The following is a 22,080-nucleotide window of genomic DNA, read 5'->3' on the forward strand; positions in this document are numbered from 1 at the left end:
TGGGCAGCTATTGATAAAGTTGTTCAATATACAAACTCGCACTGTGTAACCATGTAAAACGAGCCGTCGCCGCGTTACTAGCAAGTTGCTGATATTGTTCTTGATTATCAACATACATACTAGTGGCAAAGTCAAATTTTTCAAGTAGTTGAGACACTTGCTCTGGTAAGTCTTCTCCAGAAAATGAAAATCCATTTTCAAGGTCTTTAACCGTATCGGCTAGGCCACCTACCTGATGAACAAGGCAAGGCTGCCCCGCCCTCATTGCCAACATTTGACTAATCCCACAAGGTTCAAAAGAGCTTGGCATCAAAAACAAATCACCTAATTGATAAAGCATGTCACCAATACTCTGTCCATAACCGCATAGATAAAGCAGGTTGTCATTTCTTGCCATCACCTGTGTAAACAAGCTTTCAAGATACTTATCACCTGAGCCTAAGATGACGATTCGAGCCCCTTTTGCTGCGGCCATTTTAGCCAACTCATCCAGTAGCAATGTACTACCAATTGGCTGGCGTAACAACAGTGCTTTCTGATCGGTCAAGCGCCCCACGCTTGTGATAAGGGGTCCTTGCCATGAAGAGTCTAACCATGCACGTAATCGCTGATGCGCAATATAATGACTTGACCGAACAAGTGCTTGTTTACTCATCCAGATCAACAGTTCAGACTCAACCTGATGCAGATAATCTGGTAAAGGCATTTTATTGGTTTCTACATTGGGGTATTCACAACCATTAAGAATGCCAACTAACTTGCCATGACGCTTAGCTATTTGCATATCATGCTCAAGTCCTTCGCCACCAAAGAAGCCTCTATCCGGTTCACTGGTATGCAGTACTTCTTCACCGTAAGTTGGCGATACTACATGAACTTTATCAGCGAGTGCAATCGCACTTCTCATCGGGTTAAAGCAATGTGGATGTTGATGATCACATAATATTTGACCGTCATAGCTTAAAGTTGGAAACCAAGCTTCTAAACTCGATTCATCATGATTAAACGGCCGTATACCTTGTAGCGCTAAGTTATGAACTGTGTAGATAGTTTTCAGTTGCTTTAAGTAAACAAACCTTGGGCTGAATTTTTTTAATACCGCAACACAGGCCGCATGCCAGTCATGAAGGTGAAGCACATCTAACTGTGCAAACATCTTATGCTCAATCGCTTCACTCACCGCTGCGCTAAAGAACGCAAATTTGGTTGCATCCGTAGCAAATGGACGATGGCCTTCATCGTTGCAGTAGATCTCTCCATGGTGCTGGCTGAACAATGAATGAGAGATCACATACTGGGTCACGCCATCTTGCTGCTCAACCTGCCACAAGGTTGCTGTTTCCAAGTGCTGGCGAAATGGCACAGCAATATCTGAGACAAAGGTTCTATTTAGGTGGCTCTGACCATAATCAGGTACCACCACACTGACTTCAACACCTTGACTACTCAAAGCATATGGGATGTCTCGGATCACATCCGCTACGCCCCCAACTTTACAATTTGGCAGCCGATCGTTTTCGGCCGCAACCATTAATACCCGCATGTTACGCCTTATTATGCAGTTTGGAGTTTTTGTTTGGTTCTTTGTTGATTTTGATTATACGCAAGCAACATTTCTCTTGTGACCAACACTATACCCTTATTCGTTACCCTAAAGCCATTTTCTCTATCTAAATCAGGGTTAAAGCCGATTTCTAGGCCTTCTGGAAGATGACAACCCCTGTCTATAATGGCATTTCTGATGTTGCAGTTGCGCTCAATGACCACACCGGGTAATACAACCGAACTTTCTATTTTACAATAAGAGTGCAAATGTACATTTGAGAATAGCAGAGACTTTTTCACCGCCGAGCCGGATATAATACACCCACCTGAAACTGTTGAGTCTACCGCCATACCACGGCGGTCATCATCATCAAAGATAAACTTGGCAGGTGGTAGTTGCTCTTGGTAGGTCCAAATTGGCCAGCTTGGGTCGTACAAGTCAAGTTGTGGTTCTGGTGATACTAGCTCCATATTGGCCTCCCAAAATGAATCCAATGTTCCTACATCACGCCAGTATGGTTGCCCTTCATGGCTGGGATCACGAAATGGAAACGCAAACACGTTGTGCTCTTCAATAATCGCTGGAATAATATCGTGACCAAAGTCTCGACCCGACCCCTCTCGTTCTGCATCTTGCTTTAATTGTTCAAACAAAAACTCTGTATTGAACACATAATTACCCATCGACGCTAAACAAATACCATCTTTGCCTGGAATTGAAGTGGGCTGTGCTGGCTTTTCGTCAAAACGACGTACTCGTTTGTCTCCATCAACCGTCATAACTCCAAATGTATTTGCAGCCTCCTCACACGGCACTTCAATACAACACACTGTCATATCCGCACCCGTTTCAACGTGCTTCGCTAGCAACGCACCGTAGTCCATACGGTAGACGTGATCGCCAGATAGAATCATCACATATTTAGGTAGTTCATGACGGATAATATCCATATTTTGAAATACCGCATCAGCCGTTCCACAATACCATTCATCACCGTAACGCTGTGACGCTGGTAATATCTCTACCGATTCACCCAGTTCCTTTTTAAAGTGGCCCCACGCACGATTTACATGGCGGATCAATGAGTGAGACTTGTATTGAGTGGCTATACCCACTCTTCTTATTCCTGAGTTGATACAATTTGATAAAGGAAAATCGATGATCCTGTGTTTACCACCAAAATATACTGCCGGCTTTGCTCGCCAATTGGTTAATTCATGTAAACGAGACCCTCGACCACCGGCCAAAATTAAAGCATAAGTTTCTCTGGTTAAGCTACTTATGTAGCGATTTGCGTAACTGGGCATAACTTTCTCCAAATATCCTTGTGAGGTGCTCTATTGCATTGGCGCTAAACGCCAAATCTCATCGCAATATTGTTGAATGGTTCGGTCACTGGAAAAACTTCCACTGGCCGCAGTATTTAAGATGCTGATTCTGGTCCATGTTGATGAGTCTAAATACGTGTCCGAGGCCTTTTGCTGTGCTTCGACATAACTTGCAAAGTCGTGCGCGACTAACCATTGATCGCTAGGACTTTTAATTGCGCTAATGATGTCGTCGAAAATATTCGGCTCAAGTAAATTGAAATGACCGCTTTGTAATAAGTTCATCACCGCTTTTAAATTCGGGTCTTGCGTAATCAAATGCTCTGGATTGTAATGACTGCGAATAGCTTCCGTTTGCTCAGCATGCGCACCAAATAAGAAGAAGTTATCGGCACCAACATTGTCTCTTATTTCAATATTGGCACCATCCAATGTGCCGATTGTGATCGCACCATTCATCATAAACTTCATGTTACCTGTGCCTGAGGCTTCTTTACCCGCCGTTGAGATCTGCTCCGACAAATCTGTGGCGGGGCAAATCGCCTCCATTGCTGTCACGTTGTAATTTGGGAAAAACGCGACTCTAAGATATGGCTTGGCTTTTTCATCACTGTTGATCACATCGGCAACGTTATTGATGAGCTTGATGATCTTCTTCGCCATGTAATAGCCCGGCGCAGCTTTACCACCTATCAGTACACAGCGCGGAGCCATGCCCTCGACATCGCCTTTAAGAATACGGTCATAAAGATGAATAACATGCAGTACATTTAATAACTGGCGTTTATACTCATGAATTCGCTTTACCTGTACGTCAAACATCATGTTCTCGTCAAAATCTACGCCACAACGCTGTTTGACCATTGCACACAGATGTTGTTTGTTCGCTCGTTTAACTTCTTGCCATTGTTTGTGAAATTCAGGGTCGTCGTAATAACGGCGCAGCTTTTCTATTTGACTAAAATCAGCCACCCACTGAGTGCCAATCTTAGTGCTGATCAACGCGCTCAATTTAGGATTACAATGTGCCAACCAACGCCTTGGAGTAACGCCATTGGTTTTGTTGTTAAATTTTTCAGGCCACAATTCATAGAAGGTTTTAAACAGCCCTGATTTAAGTAACTCAGTATGTAAAGCCGCAACACCGTTAATGGAATAGCTGCCAACAATGGCTAAATATGCCATGCGGATCTGCGGAACTGCACCTTCTTCTATCAAAGAGAGTTCTCGCTGTTTATTTACATCTCCAGGCCAATGAAGTGCAACTTGCGCTAGAAAGCGCGCATTAATCTCGTAAATTATTTCTAGCAACCTTGGTAACAGTTTTTGAAATAAAGGCACTGACCACTTCTCCAGTGCTTCAGGCAACAAAGTATGATTAGTGTATGCCATTGTTTTTGTAGTGATCTGCCAAGCGTCACCCCAATCCATTTCATAAACATCGACAAACAAACGCATGAGTTCCGCCACTGCAATACTCGGGTGAGTATCATTAAGCTGAAACACGTGATATTGCGCAAAGTCACTAAAGTTAGCCCCGTATTGCTCGACCCATTGAATTAACACATCTTGTAAGCTGGCACTGGAAAGAAAGTATTGTTGGCGTAAGCGTAGCTCTTTACCATTTTCACTGGTGTCATTTGGATAAAGCACCATAGTGATTTGTTCGGCTAGGTTTTTTCTGGCAACCGCCTCCGAGTAACTACCCGCATTAAATTCTGATAAGTCGAATTCATCGGTTGCTTCTGATTTCCACAAACGTAGCGTGTTAACCACACCATTTTGATACCCAGGTATTGGTACATCATAAGGCACAGCGAGCACATCTTGTGTGTCAATCCACTGCCTGTGCTCACGGCCGTTTCTGTCACGAAATGTCTCAACATGACCAAAAAACTTCACTCTTTGCGCTTGCTCCGGCGCACTTAGCTCCCACGGATGACCTTCGCGCAACCAGTTATCTGGTTGTTCCACCTGATGACCATGTTCAATCATTTGATTAAACATGCCGTATTCGTAGCGAATGCCATAGCCCACCACAGGCAGAGCTAAACTGGCACAGCTATCCAAAAAGCATGCGGCTAATCGACCTAAACCGCCATTCCCAAGGCCTGCATCATGTTCCGCCTCACCAACTCGCTCCAGCTCCGTACAGTACTGTTCAAGCGCTTGCTGTGTGCCCTGCTGTAGATCCAAATTTAACACCGCATTACCTAAGGCTCGCCCCATCAAAAACTCCAACGAAAGATATGCAGCTTTACGGGTTTTCTTTTCTTTTAAATACTGATTTGTAGCTCGACACCTTGCCACCAGACGATCTCGAATAGTCAGCGCCAAAGCGTGATATAAATAAAGTTGAGATTCACCCACTTTATCCCGACCCAAGGTGTAATAGAAATGACGCATCAAGTCGTCGTTTAAGGTGCTTTCGTCAAGTTTTGGTGCATCTTGCCAATGTTTCACTACGCACACGTTAGCGCTCTTTTTAGCCATGTGTGATTCCTTCTTTTACTGATGTAAAAACCCAACTGGATTGGGGGGAAATTGCAACTGAATTTGTAAAGGTTTTATCGGCTTTACAACTAGAAATGGCCAATTGCCAATGTTGGGTAAACGGTGGCTCTGGTAGAGTTAAATGTAACAACTCAGTGCTGGCATTCAGAATAATTAACAGCGCTTGTTGTTGTTGCTTGTCGAGCAAGGTATAAATTAGCCAACGCCTTGGCTCCTCATGCCATTGCTGCGGACTCATGGCCTCGCCTGATTCATTTAACCAACGCACAGAAAAGCGACTGTCGTTTGCATGTATATAAAACGGATGAGAGAACGCGCTGAACTGTCTGCGTAATGCCACTAACTCTTTGATAAAGAAAGTTAAGCTGTGATTGAACTGGGAGGACTTCCAAGCTAACCAATTGCTGCGATTATCTTGGCAGTAGGCATTATTGTTACCGCCTTGAGAGTGCCCAAACTCACTACCAGCCGCTATCATAGGCACTCCTTTGGATAAAAAGAGCGTCAACAACGCATTTTTCTGCATTTGCAAGCGCAGCGAAGTTATTTCGGGATCAGTCGAAAACCCCTCCTGCCCACAATTCATAGAATGATTAGCGCTATGGCCATCACGGTTTTGCTCACCATTGGCTTCATTATGCTTGTATTCATAGCTGACCCAATCAGCTAAGGTAAAGCCATCATGACTGGTAATAAAGTTAATTGAACTAAGTGGTCCTCGCAGATTATGTTCAAATAAATCATGAGAACCATGTACGCGTTTCGCAAGTTCTGGTAAGACGCCTTGTTCTCCGAGCCAAAAGCGCCTTAACGTATCTCTATATTTATCATTCCACTCGCGCCATGGAACGGGAAAAGCACCCAGTTGATATCCCCCGGGGCCGATATCCCAAGGTTCAGCAATCAGCTTTGCACCTTGTAGTATGGGGTCTTGAAGCACCGCTTGTAAGAACGTATGACAACGATTAAAACCATCTGCATTCCTTGCCAAAATAGAAGCCAAGTCAAATCGAAAGCCGTCTACTCCCATCACTTCGACCCAGTAACGCAAACTGTCTAGTACCAGTAGCAGCGTATAAGGGTCGTCGATATTTAAAGTATTTCCACACCCTGTGTCATTAATGTACACATCTGGGTGTTGCGCAACACTGCGATAATATCCCTTGTTGTTTAACCCCTTAAAAGACAGCACGGGCCCATCTACACCAGCCTCCGCCGTATGGTTATAAACCACATCTAGAATAACTTCTATGCCCGCTTCGTGCAGACGCTTTACCGTTTCTTGAAACTCGCTCACATCACCACTTCTTAAGTAGGCCTTGTGAGGCGTAAAATAATTTAGCGTGTTGTAACCCCAATAGTTGGTGAGTCCTTTGGTGGTAAGAAACTGTTCGCTCACAAAGGCATGTACAGGCAATAACTCCAAGGTTGTCACGCCTAGAAATTGTAGGTGACTAATAAAGGCGGGCTCCGCTAGCGCCAAAAACGTCCCTCTTTTCGATTCTGATATTTCAGGGTGCCTGAATGTGGCCCCTTTTACATGGCATTCGTAAATAACCGTTCTCGACCATGGAACGTTGGGCTTCGTACCTTCATACTTTGGAACATCAACCACTTTAGATTTAGGCATATCTATCGCATTATCTAAGTGGCTTAGTGTTCCAACCGGCATATGACAAAAATGTCGTTCGCTCCAAGTAAACTCTCCGTGTAAATCCTTCGCATAAGGGTCTAACAGTAACTTGTTGACATTAAATAGCTTGCCCTTTTGTGGATTATAATCGCCATCAGCTCGGTATCCATACAAACATCCCACGGTTAGCGGAGATACGAAGACGCTCCATATCCCCCCTTCATGGAAGAACATTTCGATACGCGCCACCTCCGAATGGCCGCTGTTATCGAATAAGCACAAACTAAGCGTCTTGGCTTGTGGCGCATAGACCGCAAAATTCACACCCTCATCAACCAATGTACTGCCAAGCGGGCGACAGCTACCCCGTCTCGAATGCAACATGGCTTACCCAGTTATCCAACGTAAATACACAGTAGCTAAAGCCGGAATACTTATTTCAATGCTTTGTGTAAAACCATGTGCTGGCTTATTTACTGTTTGCACAAGCTTTTGTTTACCACCAACTACCTCAACGCCGGAACCAAACAATGCTTTATCATCTGTATTGAGAACGACCTCATACACACCAGCTCTGGGCACACCAATACGATATTGGTGAAAGACTTGTGGAGTAAGGTGGCAAATGACCACCAATAACTCTGAACTCTTTTTACCAAAGCGCGCAAAACTGAATAAACTTTGTTCGGCGTTATTGCAATCAATCCATTGAAACCCAGCGGGGGTGTTATCACATTCATATAAAGCAGGCGTAGTAGTATAGATTTCGTTAAGCTTTTTAACGGTTTTCTGAATGCCAGCATGCGATTCATGGGCCAATAAACCCCAATCCAAACTCTGGTTATGGTCCCACTCGCTTCTAGGGGCTAATTCGCTGCCCATAAATAATAATTTTTTACCTGGGTGCGCATACATAAATGCAAAATAGGCGCGCAAATTAGCAAACTGTTGCCAATCGTCCCCAGGCATTTTGCTAAGCAATGAACCTTTGCCATGCACAACTTCGTCATGACTCAATGGTAAAATGTAATTCTCTGAATAGGCGTAGGCCATAGAAAATGTCATTTCATGGTGATGATGTTGGCGATAAATTGGGTCTCGGCTCATGTAGCCGAGGCTGTCATTCATCCACCCCATATTCCATTTGAAACCAAAACCTAGACCATTATTATCAACGCTATTGGTCACCCCCGGCCACGCGGTAGACTCTTCCGCCACCATCATGATACTTGGATCATTGCCGTAACACCGCTTGTTTACTTGTTGCAAACAGTCGATAGCCCCTAAGTTCTCTCGGCCGCCATACTTATTCGCAACCCATTCACCGTCTTTGCGACTGTAATCCAAATAAAGCATCGAAGCGACGGCATCAACCCGTAACCCATCTAATTTGAATTCATCAAGCCAATACATCGCATTAGCCAGCAAGAAGCTTTTTACTTCTGGGCGATCATAATTATAGATATAAGTATTCCAATCTGGATGAAACCCTTGCCTTGCATCCGCGTGTTCAAATAAATGTGTACCATCAAATTTGTGCAAACCATGAGGGTCCGACGGGAAGTGTCCTGGCACCCAATCTATCAACAAGCCAAGGTTTAAATCATGACAACGTTCCACAAAATAAACAAAATCTTCAAAGCTGCCAAAACGGCTAGTGGGTGCAAATAACCCCACAGGCTGATATCCCCATGAGCCATCAAATGGATATTCACTAATTGGCATAAGCTGCAAATGTGTAAAGCCCATATCACAGACATAGGGAACAAGATCGTCCGCAAGCTCTCGATAGGTAAGATAGCGATTATGCTCATGAGAGCGGCGTTTCCACGACCCCAAATGCACTTCATAAATGCTCACAGGTGCACTAATGTGGTTGCGCTTGGCGCGTGCAGCTTGCTGTTTTTGAGTAATAGTCTTGCGCTTAACAAGAGGTTGTAATATTGACGCCGTACCGGGTGCCTGTTGCATTTTAAATGCAAAAGGATCGGCTTTATCTTGAACGTTACCGTAATTATCAACAATGCTGTACTTGTAACATTGATCAGCCTTTAGCTCAGGAATAAAAATTTCCCAAACGCCACTTGCAGGATGAAGCCGCATAAAATGTTCACAACGCTGCCAGCAATTGAAGTCTCCAATCACAGAAACACTCTGAGCATTTGGCGCCCAAACAGCAAAACGCACACCTTTTATACCTTCATGCGTTACAAAATGTGCACCTAAGTGTTGATAAGCATGCTCAAGCGTCCCTTCATTGAATAGGTAGAGTATTTGTTCATCCAACTGGCAACCAAAACGATAAACATCATGTTTGACCTGTTTTGACTTTCCATAGGAAATACACAATTTATCTTGATGAGAGAGAATCGCCCTAGTGGTCGCCAGCAGATACAAATCACTGTTTAAATAACGTTTAAGCACATGCTCCTGACCTTCAATGAGAATACTTACGGATGTAGCCCCCGGTAAATACACTCTTAACTCATACTCTTGGTCTGACACCAAGTGTAGGCCTAAAAACGAAAAGGGATCTGAAAAGCAACCATTTTGTAATGCATGAAGCTGTATTGAATAATCTCTAATGGGCTTACTTGCTGATACTACACTATTCATATTCCTTTCCTGCTTTGTGTTAAAGTGGCGATAAAATCGCCTTTATGTTCGAATATTTCACCTGTACTACGAGATAACCTGCGTCGCCAATTAGGGTATTCCAAGTAAGTTCCGGGAATATTTACTGGCAAAGTTTGCTCATCAAGATCATCCAGCTGCATGCACAACATTTGTGTTGGGCAGTGCGACAACGCCAACATCAGACGCTCGTACACATCGAACGCACGACTGTTTATGTCTAAATGAGAAACACCAGCATCGGCTAACCAACTCAGCAATTTATGCTTTTCGTTTTCACGCTTGAGTCGTTCACTTTCAAGTTCATTTTCTTCAAGTAATTGATACTCGACGCGTAATAACAAATCGTCCCCTTGCCACCACGCAACAAACGGCGGTACATCATGGTTAGCAACCATGAGCAGCGCTTGGTGTCTTAACTCTGTTTGTGGAACAAACTCGCCGTTATAGTTCTTCTCAAAATAAAACAGCACATTGCCAAGCATATTCGCTTCTTGCATCACGGCTTTAATTTCGGGTGGCACCACGCCTAAGTCTTCACCGATAACGAGCGTTTGCTGTAACTGTGATTCAATTTTTATCAATGCCATCAAGTGTTCAAACGGGTAATACACATAACAACCTTGCCGTTTTTCCTCAACTTCAAAGCACCACCACAAGCGACGTATTGCCATTACATGATCGATTCGAAGCCCCCCAACAGCACGCATATTGTTACGCAGCAACTGCTTAAAAAACTCATATCTACGGCGTTTTATTTTTAGTGGATTTAGCGCGGGCAACCCCCAGTTTTGACCACTTTCAGCCCAAGGATCGGGTGGTGCACCAACATGGGCATTTTGCGCATATAAGGTACGGTTGGCCTGATACTCTAAACTGTCATCTGCGCAACCCACAGCCAAGTCATTAATAAGGCCGATACACATGCCCATCTTGAGCGCTAACTGTTGGCAGCTTTCTAATTGCTGCCATGCCAGCCACTGCCAATAAATTGCCTGTTCATCCCCGTCGAGGGCTTCCAGGGCCGTTGAGAAGTCCTCTTGAAAAGCAATAAATTGCGAAACTTCTTGCGTAGACCGATGCGTTTTAAAGTGGACATAAAGTGCGCTGAGCAAACCATATTTATGCTCACTCACTTGAGCGTAATCGATATAGGTTTGCGATTTTTGGTCTTGTAATTGCGATAACGTCTGTTGGTACAGCTCAGTTAGCGCTTGGCTATCTGCAAAGCCATCACATAACTCAACAGCAATGTATAGCGGGTTAAGTAAGCTGCGGTGATTTGGACTATACGGGCTGACTCTATGTTGCTGATCAAAAAACAAAAGATGTAGAGGGTTGAGCAAGATATAATCACACTGAGATTGCGCGCTGTGCGATATTAGATCTTGTAGGTCACCAAAATCCCCTATTCCCAAGTTCCTATCGCTACGCAAAGTATATAATTGTATCGACAGACCCACGACTTTGGACTGCAAAGGGTTATAGCACTGCGTTGGCACCGACCAAACTTGTGTCTCATACTGACCACAAGGTAAAGATAATATCGCTGAATAGTAGCCCGTTGAAATTGGTGCCACCTGAAAAGCAACTTCGACGTAACGCACTCCCAAGTGCTGATATTCACCAACTACCACACCACTTGTTAGCTCGAATTCATGGGCATAATCTAGCTTTTGTATTTTCAAACTCGCTAGACCATCTAATTGATGATCGGGTAACTTAAACTTTAGCAGCGAGTCATGCTGTTCAATTAAGCACACATCGTCTACGACACGCTGCCATGGGGCAATATCCAGCTCAAAGTTCAGCTGCTCTATCAAAGCGGAATCAGCCGTTTCAATACCACAACAACGTAACGCCTCGGTTCTGACTTTTTCTTCGAATACCACATGCTCACCGGTATACTTCGTGTAGTCATAGCCAATGCCATGCAAATAATAAAGCTGAGACAATCCCTTCATAGATTCAGTTACACAATACGCTGAGTGTTAACTACGCTGTTTTCTGTACCAAAACCATTTGGTACATAAGCATCCGCATTATGATCATTGTCCCACTTGGTTCCATCTATGAGATATTTGAAATGGTATTGCTTATCGACGGGTAGCCTCTGCTTCAATTTGAATGCACCATCTTTTTTAACAAATCTCATTGCTAAAGGCTGCCAGTCAGTAAACTCAGCTACGAGTTCAACTTTCTTGGCTTGAGGGTGTGAAAATTCAAATGTGACTTCGGCTTCATCTTTCGTTTTAAAAAAGCGTTTGGTTAACATAGCAGGCTCCAAATAAACCATTCTGATGGTAATTTAATCCTTGCCACAGTGCCGTGCCTTCAACTGCTTAACAATCGGAAACAGTGGTCGTCATAATAAGAGTAAACCAAATAAGTATTTACGCTTTATGACAGTGCATTTTTAACATGTCATTGCACTTTTTTTGTGCAAAACATCTCTTATTGGCCTGTGTTTAGGGTCCAGTGTAGATAGAGCAAAACACACACCAATATTTTGAAGATTAAAGTAAGATGTACAGTTATTTCTGTAAAGTGAATAAAATTAATACTTGTGTCAATGGCTTACAAAAATTAGATACATATAATTTACATTTTCGCACTGTATTGAACAAAAAAGCATTAAGCCCCAAGTTGTTCATTTCTTTTCTATGCACAATACTTACATATTACCTTGCTAAAAAAGCAGCTATATGGACGTATTTTAGTAATGAATAATACCCTGAAAAAACTATGCCTTTGCATTCTTAGTTTGCTCGTACTTGGTTACGTCACCAATCTGCTGTGTATCAAGGTACTGCACAACTTACATCATCAAACTGATGTAAAACTTGAGACAATCGAATCCAAGTTTATTCATCCAAGCGAAAACTGGGGGTTACGTGTATTTTTGTTTAATTTGCCCATTGTTAGCGCAAATGATAAAGATTATGTAGAAATTTCCAGATCAGAAGGTCTCACTTCATTAGTCGAAACCCGTTCTGTAATGTTCCATGCACTCACTAGTACAGAAGCGGTTGGCGCTTTTGCCATACTTATTTTAGCAATCGCGCTATATTTTCACCGCCGCCGTAAGTCTTCTCAGCACGATAAAGATTTGGGTGTAATTGAACAGCAGGTCATCAATCTCATCAATAACATTTCATCCTCATCAAAAGGCAATACTTCAGCTGGCGACACGCAAAACCGAATCGCTACATTGCTTGAGCACGCAAAAGAATTACTCGCCGATTCACAACAAAAACATGCCAGCTTGGCATTTCAGGATAAGCTCACGCTATTAATAGATCGACACGCTTACTTACAACATATCGAAAAGAGACTAAAAGCCGCGGCAGAAAACAATGAGCGATGTGGGCTTCTGTTTATTGATTTAGATGGTTTCAAACAAGTCAATGACGCATTTGGCCACAGTTTTGGCGATGATATTCTCATTCAGGTGGCGCATCGTTTAAAAGGTATCGTAAAGCAATATCAGCTCGAAGACATCGAACCAACTCTGGCACTTGAGCGTAACCTTTCACGGTTGGGTGGCGATGAGTTTTCTATGTTTATTCCTCACTTAAAGCATCCCAGTGTCTGTAATGATATCGCTCAAGCGGTACTCAATGAAATTGAGCGAGACTTTCATCTTGGTAATAAGCTAATAAAAATCGGTGCAAGCATAGGTATTGCTATCTACCCAGAAAGTGCAGCCAGACCACATGCGCTTTTACAAATGGCAGATGTCGCCATGTATCGAGCCAAATCAGATGGTCGAGGGATATTTCGAGTATATTCACCAGAAATGGGTAACAAAATGCGTCGTTACCATTATTTACTGGAAGAGCTCAGAACCGCAATCTGTGAAAATAATTTTCATTTGTCGTTTCAACCTATTGTTCATGTGGAAGACTGCGCCATTGATTACTTTGAAGCATTGGTAAGGTGGCATCACCCTGTTGAGGGAATGATAGCCCCCGATGAGTTTATTCCTATTGCAGAGGAAACCAACCTAATTCTTGAGCTGGGCGACTGGATTTTAACCACCGCCTGCAACCAAATGTACTCTTGGCACAAAGCGGGTATGAAACAAGTGAGAATTTCTGTGAATGTTTCAGGTGTACAACTCAAACATCGAGATGTGTATGAATGGGTTAAAACAACATTACACACAACACACTTACCCGCCCACGCCTTAATGCTAGAAATCACTGAATCAACACTTATTACAGCCAGTCAAAAAATCATCAACCAGCTTGAAGCGTGCAGAGAAATGGGCGTAACCATCGCTATTGATGACTTTGGAACGGGGTTTAGCTCTTTAAGTACACTGGCCGACCTACCGATTGACGTGTTAAAAGTTGATAAGCACTTTATAAACCAAGCCAAAAGCAACGAAAAGTATCAGCAAATACTTCTTTCTATCAGTGAGTTGGGAAATCAACTTTCATTACGCGTTATCGCAGAAGGCGTAGAAGATCTAGAGCAATTTGAACTGGTCAAAAGCATGGGGATCCGATGCGTCCAAGGCTACTTGGTCAGCAAACCCCAAAGCTCACAAAGCGTGTGCAACAAGGTACTTAGATCGGGCATGAATCAAATGGCCGCCACTGGCACCGGCGTGTGGCTACCTGATGATACTGAGCAGAATCAATCTAAGCATTAGGCCTTAACGACTTGCTCAGCTTCCTCAGTTTTTACCATTAAAAAGCAGCTCAAATAACTGGCTCAGACTATGAGTTTTCTAACAATATTCGTTATCTGCAAGTGCGCATAATGATACCTTCTTGCTTTGTTATTCAGATCAGAGCTGACTAAAGCCTGCGCTGAGTGTTTACATAGGCATAGAAACCACAGCCAGCACATATGCTCACATTGACAACTATTTAGCCTATTTGACCAATTTATTCGCCTTATCGTATAGCACTTCGATTGCTTTTATAGCCATAAGAATATAACAAACTGATTTATATAGCTTTATATAGTTGGCTCAAGTTATGCCTATATCAGCAAACTGATAGTGACCATAACAATAAGATTAAGGAAATAACATGGGTATTCAAACCGTTCACAAACAACAGTACTGGTTAGTTGCAATCGTCGCGGCTTTTGTCGGGGCTACACTTACTTGGGAGCATTTAAATGGCGGGGTTATAAGCCATTACTTACTTCATAATCCTAACTATCCAAGTATTTCTAATTACTGGGGCATGTTAGTGCTCCCTACTCTTGCTTGGGTCGCCGCACACAGAGTGATAAAAAGAATGAAGCTTGAAGACGAAGAAAATAAAAACGTGGCAGTAGCAATACCCAAGCACGTTAAAATGGGCTTCGCTATTATGTTTTGTGTGACTGCTCTGCAGTCCATAGCATGGGTTTTAGGGCACCAAGACATCACCATGTATCTCGCGCTGGGTATGCTGGTCGCAGGACTGTTTGTACCAATTTATCGTTCCGAATGCATTCTGGCACATGTTTTAGCCTCCTCAGTTATATTTGGCGCGGTGATCCCCCTGCTTGGCATGCTAATAATGGCGTCTATTTCAGCGGTGTCTAACTTAGTCATAAAACCTGTAATTGTTAAATTATCAACACGCCTAAGGACAGTAAAAGCGATACAATAACATCGAGCACTCATCAAGTTCACAGTGCGTGCTCAGCACGCACTGCACCCGCCTTTTCACACCAGTCCGTATAAATTCAATCAATTAGACAGTACTTATTGCATGCTTTTAACGCTTGAACTTGGTCTCTAAGATCACCGATGAATTTGTGCGCTCTACCCCTTCTAAATTACCAATATCATCCAAAATTGTACTTAGCTGTTGCAGACTTTGTGCTTCAACGACCGCTATCATATCGTACTCTCCACTGATGGCATAAAGCGCACTGATGTGGGTGATATGTTTTAAAGCAATATTGGTTTTGGTCGTCAACTTTTGTTTGACCTTAATGGATACATGAGCTTCTACCAGCTCCGACAAATAGGCTTCGCCAAATTCAACACTGTACCCTTGGATGACTCCTGATTGCTCAAGTTTTTGCAGCCTACTTTGTACGGTAGAGCGCGACAAATCTAAACTTCTAGCGAGATCGGAAATACTTGCACGGGCGTTACTTCTCAGTAACGCAATGAGCTTTTCATCTTGTAAAGTTATCATTTTGGTAAATCACTTCATTAATTTGACTTTTATTTTAATCATTTTGTACATTTTTGCACTGCAAATTTACTTTGATCACCGTGATAATGAGAAACATCAAGCACCTTTGCAATCGTTTAGAAAAGGTGCAAACAAGTTGAAGTAAAATATTAAGAGGAAGTCGTCATGCAAACTAACCGCGAATTATTCGATCAGGTTATGGTACCAAACTACAATCCATCTGAAGTGATCCCAGTAAAGGGTAAGGGTTCACGTGTATGGGATCAAAAAGGCGACGAGTATATTGATTTTGCAGGTGGTATTGCCGTTAACTGCCTTGGCCACTGTCACCCTGCGTTAGTAAACGCGTTAACTGAGCAAGGTCAAAAGTTGTGGCACCTATCAAATGTGATGACCAACGAGCCTGCACTTCGTCTAGCTAAGAAAATTACCGATGCAACATTTGCAGACAAAGTTTATTTTGCCAACTCTGGCGCAGAAGCGAACGAAGCGGCGCTAAAATTAGCGCGTCGTTTTGCTCTAGATAACTACGGCGAAGATAAAACACAAATTATCGCATTCAATAAAGGCTTCCATGGCCGTACATTCTTTACAGTGACGGTAGGTGGTCAAGCTGCATATTCAGATGGCTTTGGTCCAAAACCTGCCGATATCGTACATTGTGACTACAACAACCTTGCGGCATTCGAAGCGTTGATCAGCGATAAAACTTGTGCAGTGATGATGGAACCACTACAAGGTGAAGGCGGGATCATCTCTCCAACGCAAGAGTTCGTAAAAGGCGTTCGCGCACTGTGTGACAAACACAACGCGCTGCTAATTTTTGATGAAGTGCAATCAGGTGTTGGTCGCACTGGTGAACTATATGCGTACCAAGGTCTAGGTGTAACGCCTGATATTCTAAGCACAGCAAAAGCGCTAGGTGGCGGTTTCCCTATCGGTGCTATGATCACGACAGATAATATTGCTAAGCATTTAAAAGTCGGTACTCACGGCTCTACGTACGGCGGTAACCCGTTAGCGTGTGCGGTTGCAGAAGCGGCATTTGACACGGTAAATACCCCTGAAGTGCTGGCTCAAGTAAAGCACAAAGAACAATTATTTCGCGATGCACTAAATGCTATCAACGAAAAATACAAAGTTTTCGCACAAGTGCGTGGTAAAGGCCTGTTAATCGGTGCGGTATTAAATGATGACTACAAAGACCGTGCACGTGACTTCTTAGTCGCTAGCACTAAACACGGGTTAATGACACTCGTAGCGGGTACTAATGTGATTCGTTTTACTCCTTCATTAGTTATTCCTGATGAAGATATTGCAGCAGGTATGGCAAGGTTTGAGCTAGCTGTTGCTGACGTGGTTAACGGTTAATCGAGCTAGGGAGGCCTTTGTGCCTCCCGTAGGTTGCAATTATGCAGATACTAAGACCAATAACCAGTAATGATTTTGCTGCATTTAAGCAAATCGCCATCGAATCAGGTCACGGTTTTACCTCATTACCTGTCGATGACCAATTGCTGCAAGATAAGATTTCTCGCTCCGAGCGTAGCTTCAGCAAACAGCTAGATAAGCCTTTTGATGAAGGTTATGTATTTGTACTTGAAGACAGTGAAACCGGCGAAATCATGGGAACCACGGCAATAGAAGCCGCCGTAGGTATGCAAGTGCCATTGTATCACTATCATATGGGCAAAACCGTACATCATTCACGTACTTTGGATGTTTATAACACAGTTGAAATTCTCAGCATGTGCAATGACTATACGGGGTGCAGTGAGATCTGTACTTTGTTCCTACGTGAACCATTCAGAAAGGGCCTTGCGGGTAGATTCTTAAGTCGTTCACGCTTTGTCTTTATGGCAGACCACGAAGCGCGTTTCAGCGATACAGTCATTGCCGAAATGCGTGGTGTGAGTGACAGTCAGGGTAACTCTCCCTTTTGGAAGTGGCTACAAGAGCACTTTTTCAGTATCGAGTTTCCCCAGGCTGATCACTTAGTCGGTTTGGGGGATAAAGTCTTTATCAGCGAGCTGATGCCAAAGTACCCGATTTATGCCAACTTGCTCAGTCAAGACGCTCAAGCGGTAATAGGTAAAGTACACGAAAAAACCAAACCAGCACTAAAGCTACTTGAAAAAGAAGGTTTTGAGCATCGCGGTTATATCGACTTATTTGATGCAGGCCCTACGGTTGAAGCCAAACTGAAGAATATACGCACTGTACAGCGCTCAGTTGTCGCAGCGGTGAATATCACCAGTGATGTTTCTGGTAAAGCGCGTGCTATCTCCAACCAAGGGTTAGCCAACTTTAGAGCTACATTTACAGATAAATGTTCGTACGACAGTACCACGAATACGCTCAACGTAGAGCCATGCGTCGCGCAGGCACTTGAGCTGAGTAATGGTGACTTAGTCAGAACATTTACGTTATAAACTTGCTGCGTCGAGCTTAATCGCACCAAGTTAACGCGGATAATCCGCAAAATTAAGGAATCCATTATGCACAACAATGTTGATCAATTATTTGACGAACTTTGGAATAACTACCTATCTGTTACTCCTTCAGCGGTAAAAGTTCATGAGCTGCTAGGCTCTACTCAGCAGGACGATGTGATCAATGACCATATTGCGCTTCGTACTTTTAACCACGAAAAAGTAGGCCTTGAAAAGCTCGCTGCACACTTTAAAGCGGTTGGTTACAAAGAGTGTGGTGAATACCACTTTGAAGCTAAAAAGCTATATGCAAAACACTATGAGCACTCAGACCCAACTAAACCTAAAGTATTTATCTCTGAGTTGTTGGTAGAGAAATGTTCAGAAGAGCTACAAGCTATCGTCAATGACATGGTTTCTCAAATTGATGAGAATGCTGTGACAGCCGATAACTTCCTATATTCAGGCACACACTGGCAGGTAAGCCACGAGACTTACCAGCAACTATTAAAAGAAAGCGAATACGCTGCCTGGATGTCTGCTTGGGGCTACAGAGCAAACCACTTCACAGTAAGCATCAATTACTTGGCTAACTTCACAACGATTGAAGCAGTTAACCAAGCGCTTAAAGATGCAGGCTTTGAACTAAATACATCAGGTGGTGAAATTAAAGGCTCTCCTGAAGTGTTGTTAGAGCAATCTTCCACGCTTGCGGATCACCAACCTGTGGTATTCAGTGATGGTGAATTTAATATCCCTAGCTGTTTCTACGAGTTTGCGCTTCGCTATAACAAACCAGACGGTGAAATTTATACTGGATTTGTTGCAGCATCCGCTGACAAAATCTTTGAAAGCACTAACGCGCGTTAAGCTGCGAAAAAGTTAATTAATCCCAAAGATAAAAGGCCTGACTTATTACTTAAGTCGGGCCTTTTTAATGGGCACGTACCGTACCTCACGCCGCAACCGCCCCAGAGATACACATGACCCTTGAGGTTCCAGCGAGCTGAAAATGGCAGCTGTCCTCATTTAATTTCCAGCAAATACTACTCGCTGATTGACCGTCTCGATCAACACCCATTTCTCTCAAAAGCTTTAAATGACTTTCCTCTACACACCTATGTAACACATTTGTCATTTAGTTTCGTTAGCGTTAGTTAATCGTCATCTTATTTGGTAACTCATAGTGAGTGTGTTTAGGCTTTAGGAGATACATTTATCTGTGAGTGCAGCCAATGCAAGGGAAAAATATGAATAGAATAGAACAGGTAGAAAGTATATTAATTCACATTGATGGAGATTTGCCTATTGGCACTTTGCCAAAGCACCAGAAAATGGCAAGCAGCCCCTTTCTATTTCTGCGTGGTAGTGCAGCATTGATGTACCATGACTTTGCCACCAACCGTATCAACTTACCCGATGCGCTATTTAATATTCCTCTAACGCATATTATTGGCGATTGTCATACCGGCAACTTTGGCTTTATCAGCGAAGAAGGCTCTCATGGCGATACCATTATATTTACCCCCAATGACTTTGATGATGCCTGCGTTGGACATGCAACCTGGGACCTGTTTCGATTTATAACCAGTCTATTTTTAGCACGTCTCCACGCCAGCGAATTACAAATGAGTACCGATGATCTCAATATTCGGCAAAAACCTTTAGTTTCGAGTGAACAATTGCTTGAAGGGAGTAAAGAGTTTGTTCGCGCATACTTAGACGCATGTCATGGCTCTGTTCAAGATACACTGACCACACGCTCAGCGTTAACAACCTTTGATAAAGAGCACATTTTGTATAAACGCTGGCAAAAAGCGATACAAAGAAAGGCTGGGGGAGCGGCATTCACAACCAATAGCACACTGGCAAAAGAACTCGATTTTTCGCAATCTACGCTGGCATTTAAAAATGATCAAGAACGTTTCAAACGTCTTCCTCAAGGGCTTTATGATGAAATACAAACTCGGTTTGCACCGTATGTGGATGATAAGATTTTAGATATCGTGGAGCGTTTGAGTGCTGGGACTGGCTCTCATAACCTCACTCGTTACTACTTACTTGTAGGCCCAGAGTCTGCAAAAACACAGGGACGAGATTTCCATTTGTGTCACATCGTTGAAATCAAGCAGCAACGTCTTGCGGCCCCCCTCCACTATTTTGCAAACCTAAGCCCTATAAATCAACTGAACCCAGCCCACCTGACGGTGAACTGCCAGCGTAAAATGCAACGTCGCCCAGACTTGGTGCTCGATGATGTTATCTGGCAAGACAAGCACTGGCTCGTACGCTCTCGTCATCACGCCAGAGTGGGATGCGATCCCGAAGATTTTATGCTTGGTAAACGTGCTGCCCTCAAAGGTGGTTTGAGTCAGTATGCTGCTAGCTGCGGTCATAGTTTGGCGCTGGCACATATGCGCGGAGACAGGCGCTCTATATTGTTTCAGCAAGCTTGTTTAGACACCATAAGTGTACATACTGAAGCGCTCGTTAATGCAGCTCAAGCGTATGCACAGCAAGTTCAAGAAGACCAAGAGTTACTAGTTTCGCTGCTTAGGAATGCTCAAACTGAGTAAGTCTTCTGCAAAATAAAGCAGCCCTTGGTAGTGCTCGTTGGCTTCACTTTTTAGCGCCTCAAGCATGCTGGGCCCATGGTAGCGCACGCTAAAATGCGTGAGTGCGAGCATAGGAATATGATGCTTTTGGGCAAACTCTGCGATGCGTTTTGCATCGGAGTGCCCAGTGTGCGTACCAACACGGAGCAAATCTGCATGTGTAAAAGTTGCCTCATGTACTAACAAGTCTATGTCATCCACGTCATTTTGCAGTTTTGCTGGCTTTTCGTTATCACCACAAATTATGATTTTCCGAGGACGCCAGCTATCAAAAGTATACTCTGTTGAGCGTAGCTTTTTACCCTCATAGGTTACATCCTGCCCTTTTTGCAGTGCGTTATAGTGTGGTCCGCTGGCAATACCATCTGCTTCGAGTTTGGCAATTTCTAGCTTTTTAGGCACCCCGCATTCGGTAATTTGATAGCCAAAACTTGGCACTCTATGCTTAAGCTCTATCGCTTTTACTCGACAAAATGATAGCTCTAACTCCCCCGCCAATGATTCAACTGCATGGCACTGTAAGTCAAAACCTAGCTTAACATCGGTCAGGCCAAGGCTTAAGTGAATAAATTGAATAAGCTTTTGAGGCGCGATTAAGGTGACAGGCTGCGTGCGCCCATGTAAAGACATACTCGACAGCATACCTGGCAAACCATAGCAATGATCACCGTGAATATGGGTAATACAGATCACAGCCACTTTCGCTGGTGACAAAGATGTCGATAGCAGTTGATGTTGCGTCCCTTCTGCACAGTCAACTAATAGCCACTGTTTGCTCGTTTCAAAACTCACCGCGGTAGCGGACATATTTCTAAATCGGCTGGGGCTGCCCGATGACGTGCCTAAAAATTGTACATCCATAATTTTACATCGATAAAACTTGTGTTCTGATGATCCTACCCTAATTCTAATACGTAACGGAATAACAAAGGTGAAAGTGCAATGAAAAACGAACTCGATAGCAAAACAATACTCAGCGTGTACGAATATATTCAAAAGCACGGCGAAGTGGCCGAAGAAGGTAAGTTGTATGGGGGCATCACCGCGTTTTCAGATATTGATGGTTACACAGTGTATTTAAAAGGCAGTGGTGTGCTAATGCGCTTTGGCTTTCACAACACTTATCATCTCGATTACGAGCACGACAAACACAAAGACGACTTTATTCGCAAAATTGAGCAAATCAAAAAGCAATTAAATGACGACTAACAACACTATGTTTT

At 43.4% G+C, this 22,080-nt stretch carries 16 protein-coding genes; 7 read left to right on the forward strand and 9 right to left on the reverse strand.

All coding sequences use genetic code 11. The features are described from left to right. Positions 1–7: 7 nt before the first annotated feature. The 7 genes from BET10_RS01105 to BET10_RS01135 are packed head-to-tail and all read right to left on the reverse strand — an operon-like array spanning position 8 to position 11,930. On the reverse strand, positions 8–1,543 hold the full coding sequence (locus BET10_RS01105; protein WP_070982982.1) for a glycogen synthase: 1,536 nt from the start codon (positions 1,541–1,543) through the stop codon (positions 8–10). 11 nt (positions 1,544–1,554) lie between these two features. Further along, positions 1,555–2,853, reverse strand: a complete 1,299-nt coding sequence (gene glgC / locus BET10_RS01110) for a glucose-1-phosphate adenylyltransferase (protein WP_070982983.1) — start codon at positions 2,851–2,853, stop codon at positions 1,555–1,557. A gap of 30 nt (positions 2,854–2,883) precedes the next feature. Continuing rightward, the gene (locus BET10_RS01115; RefSeq protein ID WP_070982984.1) at positions 2,884–5,367 is read right to left on the reverse strand and encodes a glycogen/starch/alpha-glucan phosphorylase; all 2,484 of its coding nucleotides are present in this window, start codon (positions 5,365–5,367) and stop codon (positions 2,884–2,886) included. Beyond that, on the reverse strand, positions 5,360–7,405 hold the full coding sequence (glgX, locus tag BET10_RS01120; protein WP_070982985.1) for a glycogen debranching protein GlgX: 2,046 nt from the start codon (positions 7,403–7,405) through the stop codon (positions 5,360–5,362). Before glgX ends, BET10_RS01115 begins: the two co-directional genes overlap by 8 nt. Before the next feature lie 3 nt (positions 7,406–7,408). Continuing rightward, the gene (gene glgB / locus BET10_RS01125; protein ID WP_070982986.1) at positions 7,409–9,637 is read right to left on the reverse strand and encodes a 1,4-alpha-glucan branching protein GlgB; all 2,229 of its coding nucleotides are present in this window, start codon (positions 9,635–9,637) and stop codon (positions 7,409–7,411) included. Next, positions 9,634–11,619: a 4-alpha-glucanotransferase gene (gene malQ / locus BET10_RS01130; RefSeq protein ID WP_070982987.1), complete on the reverse strand. Its 1,986-nt coding sequence runs from the start codon at positions 11,617–11,619 to the stop codon at positions 9,634–9,636. The genes glgB and malQ overlap by 4 nt, the downstream gene beginning before the upstream one ends. An 8-nt stretch (positions 11,620–11,627) precedes the next feature. Further along, entirely contained in the window at positions 11,628–11,930 is a 303-nt protein-coding gene (locus BET10_RS01135; protein WP_070983095.1) for an isoamylase early set domain-containing protein, read from the reverse strand. 447 nt (positions 11,931–12,377) lie between these two features. Between BET10_RS01135 and BET10_RS01140 the strand changes: the two genes are divergently transcribed. Further along, the gene (locus BET10_RS01140) at positions 12,378–14,315 is read left to right on the forward strand and encodes a putative bifunctional diguanylate cyclase/phosphodiesterase (protein ID WP_070982988.1); all 1,938 of its coding nucleotides are present in this window, start codon (positions 12,378–12,380) and stop codon (positions 14,313–14,315) included. A gap of 385 nt (positions 14,316–14,700) precedes the next feature. After that, positions 14,701–15,273, forward strand: coding sequence for a hypothetical protein (locus BET10_RS01145; protein ID WP_070982989.1), 573 nt, complete (start codon positions 14,701–14,703; stop codon positions 15,271–15,273). A 108-nt stretch (positions 15,274–15,381) separates the two neighbouring features. Here the strand turns inward: BET10_RS01145 and BET10_RS01150 are convergent, their stop codons facing one another. After that, on the reverse strand, positions 15,382–15,810 hold the full coding sequence (locus BET10_RS01150; protein WP_070982990.1) for an Lrp/AsnC family transcriptional regulator: 429 nt from the start codon (positions 15,808–15,810) through the stop codon (positions 15,382–15,384). 165 nt (positions 15,811–15,975) lie between these two features. Here BET10_RS01150 and BET10_RS01155 point away from each other — a divergent pair, with 165 nt between their 5' ends. From BET10_RS01155 to BET10_RS01170, 4 genes are all read left to right on the forward strand, one after another. Then, entirely contained in the window at positions 15,976–17,181 is a 1,206-nt protein-coding gene (locus BET10_RS01155) for an aspartate aminotransferase family protein (RefSeq protein WP_070982991.1), read from the forward strand. A 41-nt stretch (positions 17,182–17,222) separates the two neighbouring features. Next, positions 17,223–18,242, forward strand: coding sequence for an arginine N-succinyltransferase (astA, locus tag BET10_RS01160; protein ID WP_070982992.1), 1,020 nt, complete (start codon positions 17,223–17,225; stop codon positions 18,240–18,242). A gap of 66 nt (positions 18,243–18,308) precedes the next feature. Beyond that, positions 18,309–19,112: a DUF1338 domain-containing protein gene (locus BET10_RS01165; RefSeq protein WP_070982993.1), complete on the forward strand. Its 804-nt coding sequence runs from the start codon at positions 18,309–18,311 to the stop codon at positions 19,110–19,112. Positions 19,113–19,492: 380 nt separating this feature from the next. Continuing rightward, positions 19,493–20,818 (forward strand): DUF2252 family protein, encoded by a 1,326-nt coding sequence (locus BET10_RS01170; protein WP_070982994.1) that lies wholly within the window; start codon positions 19,493–19,495, stop codon positions 20,816–20,818. Here BET10_RS01170 and BET10_RS01175 read toward each other — a convergent pair. Then, positions 20,783–21,718, reverse strand: coding sequence for a ribonuclease Z (locus tag BET10_RS01175; protein WP_170829086.1), 936 nt, complete (start codon positions 21,716–21,718; stop codon positions 20,783–20,785). The two genes, BET10_RS01170 and BET10_RS01175, sit on opposite strands and share 36 nt — an antisense overlap. 81 nt (positions 21,719–21,799) lie before the next feature. Between BET10_RS01175 and BET10_RS01180 the strand changes: the two genes are divergently transcribed. After that, a complete protein-coding gene (locus BET10_RS01180) occupies positions 21,800–22,066 on the forward strand; it encodes a DUF3081 family protein (RefSeq protein WP_070982995.1) in 267 nt (88 codons plus the stop codon). Positions 22,067–22,080 lie beyond the last annotated feature (14 nt).

Origin of the sequence: Pseudoalteromonas amylolytica, assembly GCF_001854605.1 — a bacterium.
Taxonomy (GTDB): Bacteria; Pseudomonadota; Gammaproteobacteria; order Enterobacterales; family Alteromonadaceae; genus Pseudoalteromonas; species Pseudoalteromonas amylolytica.

What these genes read in the sequence shown, in the direction of transcription:
- BET10_RS01105 (WP_070982982.1), bottom strand. Translation starts at nt 1,543, where the DNA reads ATGCGGGTATTAATGGTTGCGGCCGAAAACGATCGGCTGCCAAATTGT.
- glgC (WP_070982983.1), bottom strand. Translation starts at nt 2,853, where the DNA reads ATGCCCAGTTACGCAAATCGCTACATAAGTAGCTTAACCAGAGAAACT.
- BET10_RS01115 (WP_070982984.1), bottom strand. Translation starts at nt 5,367, where the DNA reads ATGGCTAAAAAGAGCGCTAACGTGTGCGTAGTGAAACATTGGCAAGAT.
- glgX (WP_070982985.1), bottom strand. Translation starts at nt 7,405, where the DNA reads ATGTTGCATTCGAGACGGGGTAGCTGTCGCCCGCTTGGCAGTACATTG.
- glgB (WP_070982986.1), bottom strand. Translation starts at nt 9,637, where the DNA reads ATGAATAGTGTAGTATCAGCAAGTAAGCCCATTAGAGATTATTCAATA.
- malQ (WP_070982987.1), bottom strand. Translation starts at nt 11,619, where the DNA reads ATGAAGGGATTGTCTCAGCTTTATTATTTGCATGGCATTGGCTATGAC.
- BET10_RS01135 (WP_070983095.1), bottom strand. Translation starts at nt 11,930, where the DNA reads ATGTTAACCAAACGCTTTTTTAAAACGAAAGATGAAGCCGAAGTCACA.
- BET10_RS01140 (WP_070982988.1), top strand. Translation starts at nt 12,378, where the DNA reads ATGAATAATACCCTGAAAAAACTATGCCTTTGCATTCTTAGTTTGCTC.
- BET10_RS01145 (WP_070982989.1), top strand. Translation starts at nt 14,701, where the DNA reads ATGGGTATTCAAACCGTTCACAAACAACAGTACTGGTTAGTTGCAATC.
- BET10_RS01150 (WP_070982990.1), bottom strand. Translation starts at nt 15,810, where the DNA reads ATGATAACTTTACAAGATGAAAAGCTCATTGCGTTACTGAGAAGTAAC.
- BET10_RS01155 (WP_070982991.1), top strand. Translation starts at nt 15,976, where the DNA reads ATGCAAACTAACCGCGAATTATTCGATCAGGTTATGGTACCAAACTAC.
- astA (WP_070982992.1), top strand. Translation starts at nt 17,223, where the DNA reads ATGCAGATACTAAGACCAATAACCAGTAATGATTTTGCTGCATTTAAG.
- BET10_RS01165 (WP_070982993.1), top strand. Translation starts at nt 18,309, where the DNA reads ATGCACAACAATGTTGATCAATTATTTGACGAACTTTGGAATAACTAC.
- BET10_RS01170 (WP_070982994.1), top strand. Translation starts at nt 19,493, where the DNA reads ATGAATAGAATAGAACAGGTAGAAAGTATATTAATTCACATTGATGGA.
- BET10_RS01175 (WP_170829086.1), bottom strand. Translation starts at nt 21,718, where the DNA reads ATGGATGTACAATTTTTAGGCACGTCATCGGGCAGCCCCAGCCGATTT.
- BET10_RS01180 (WP_070982995.1), top strand. Translation starts at nt 21,800, where the DNA reads ATGAAAAACGAACTCGATAGCAAAACAATACTCAGCGTGTACGAATAT.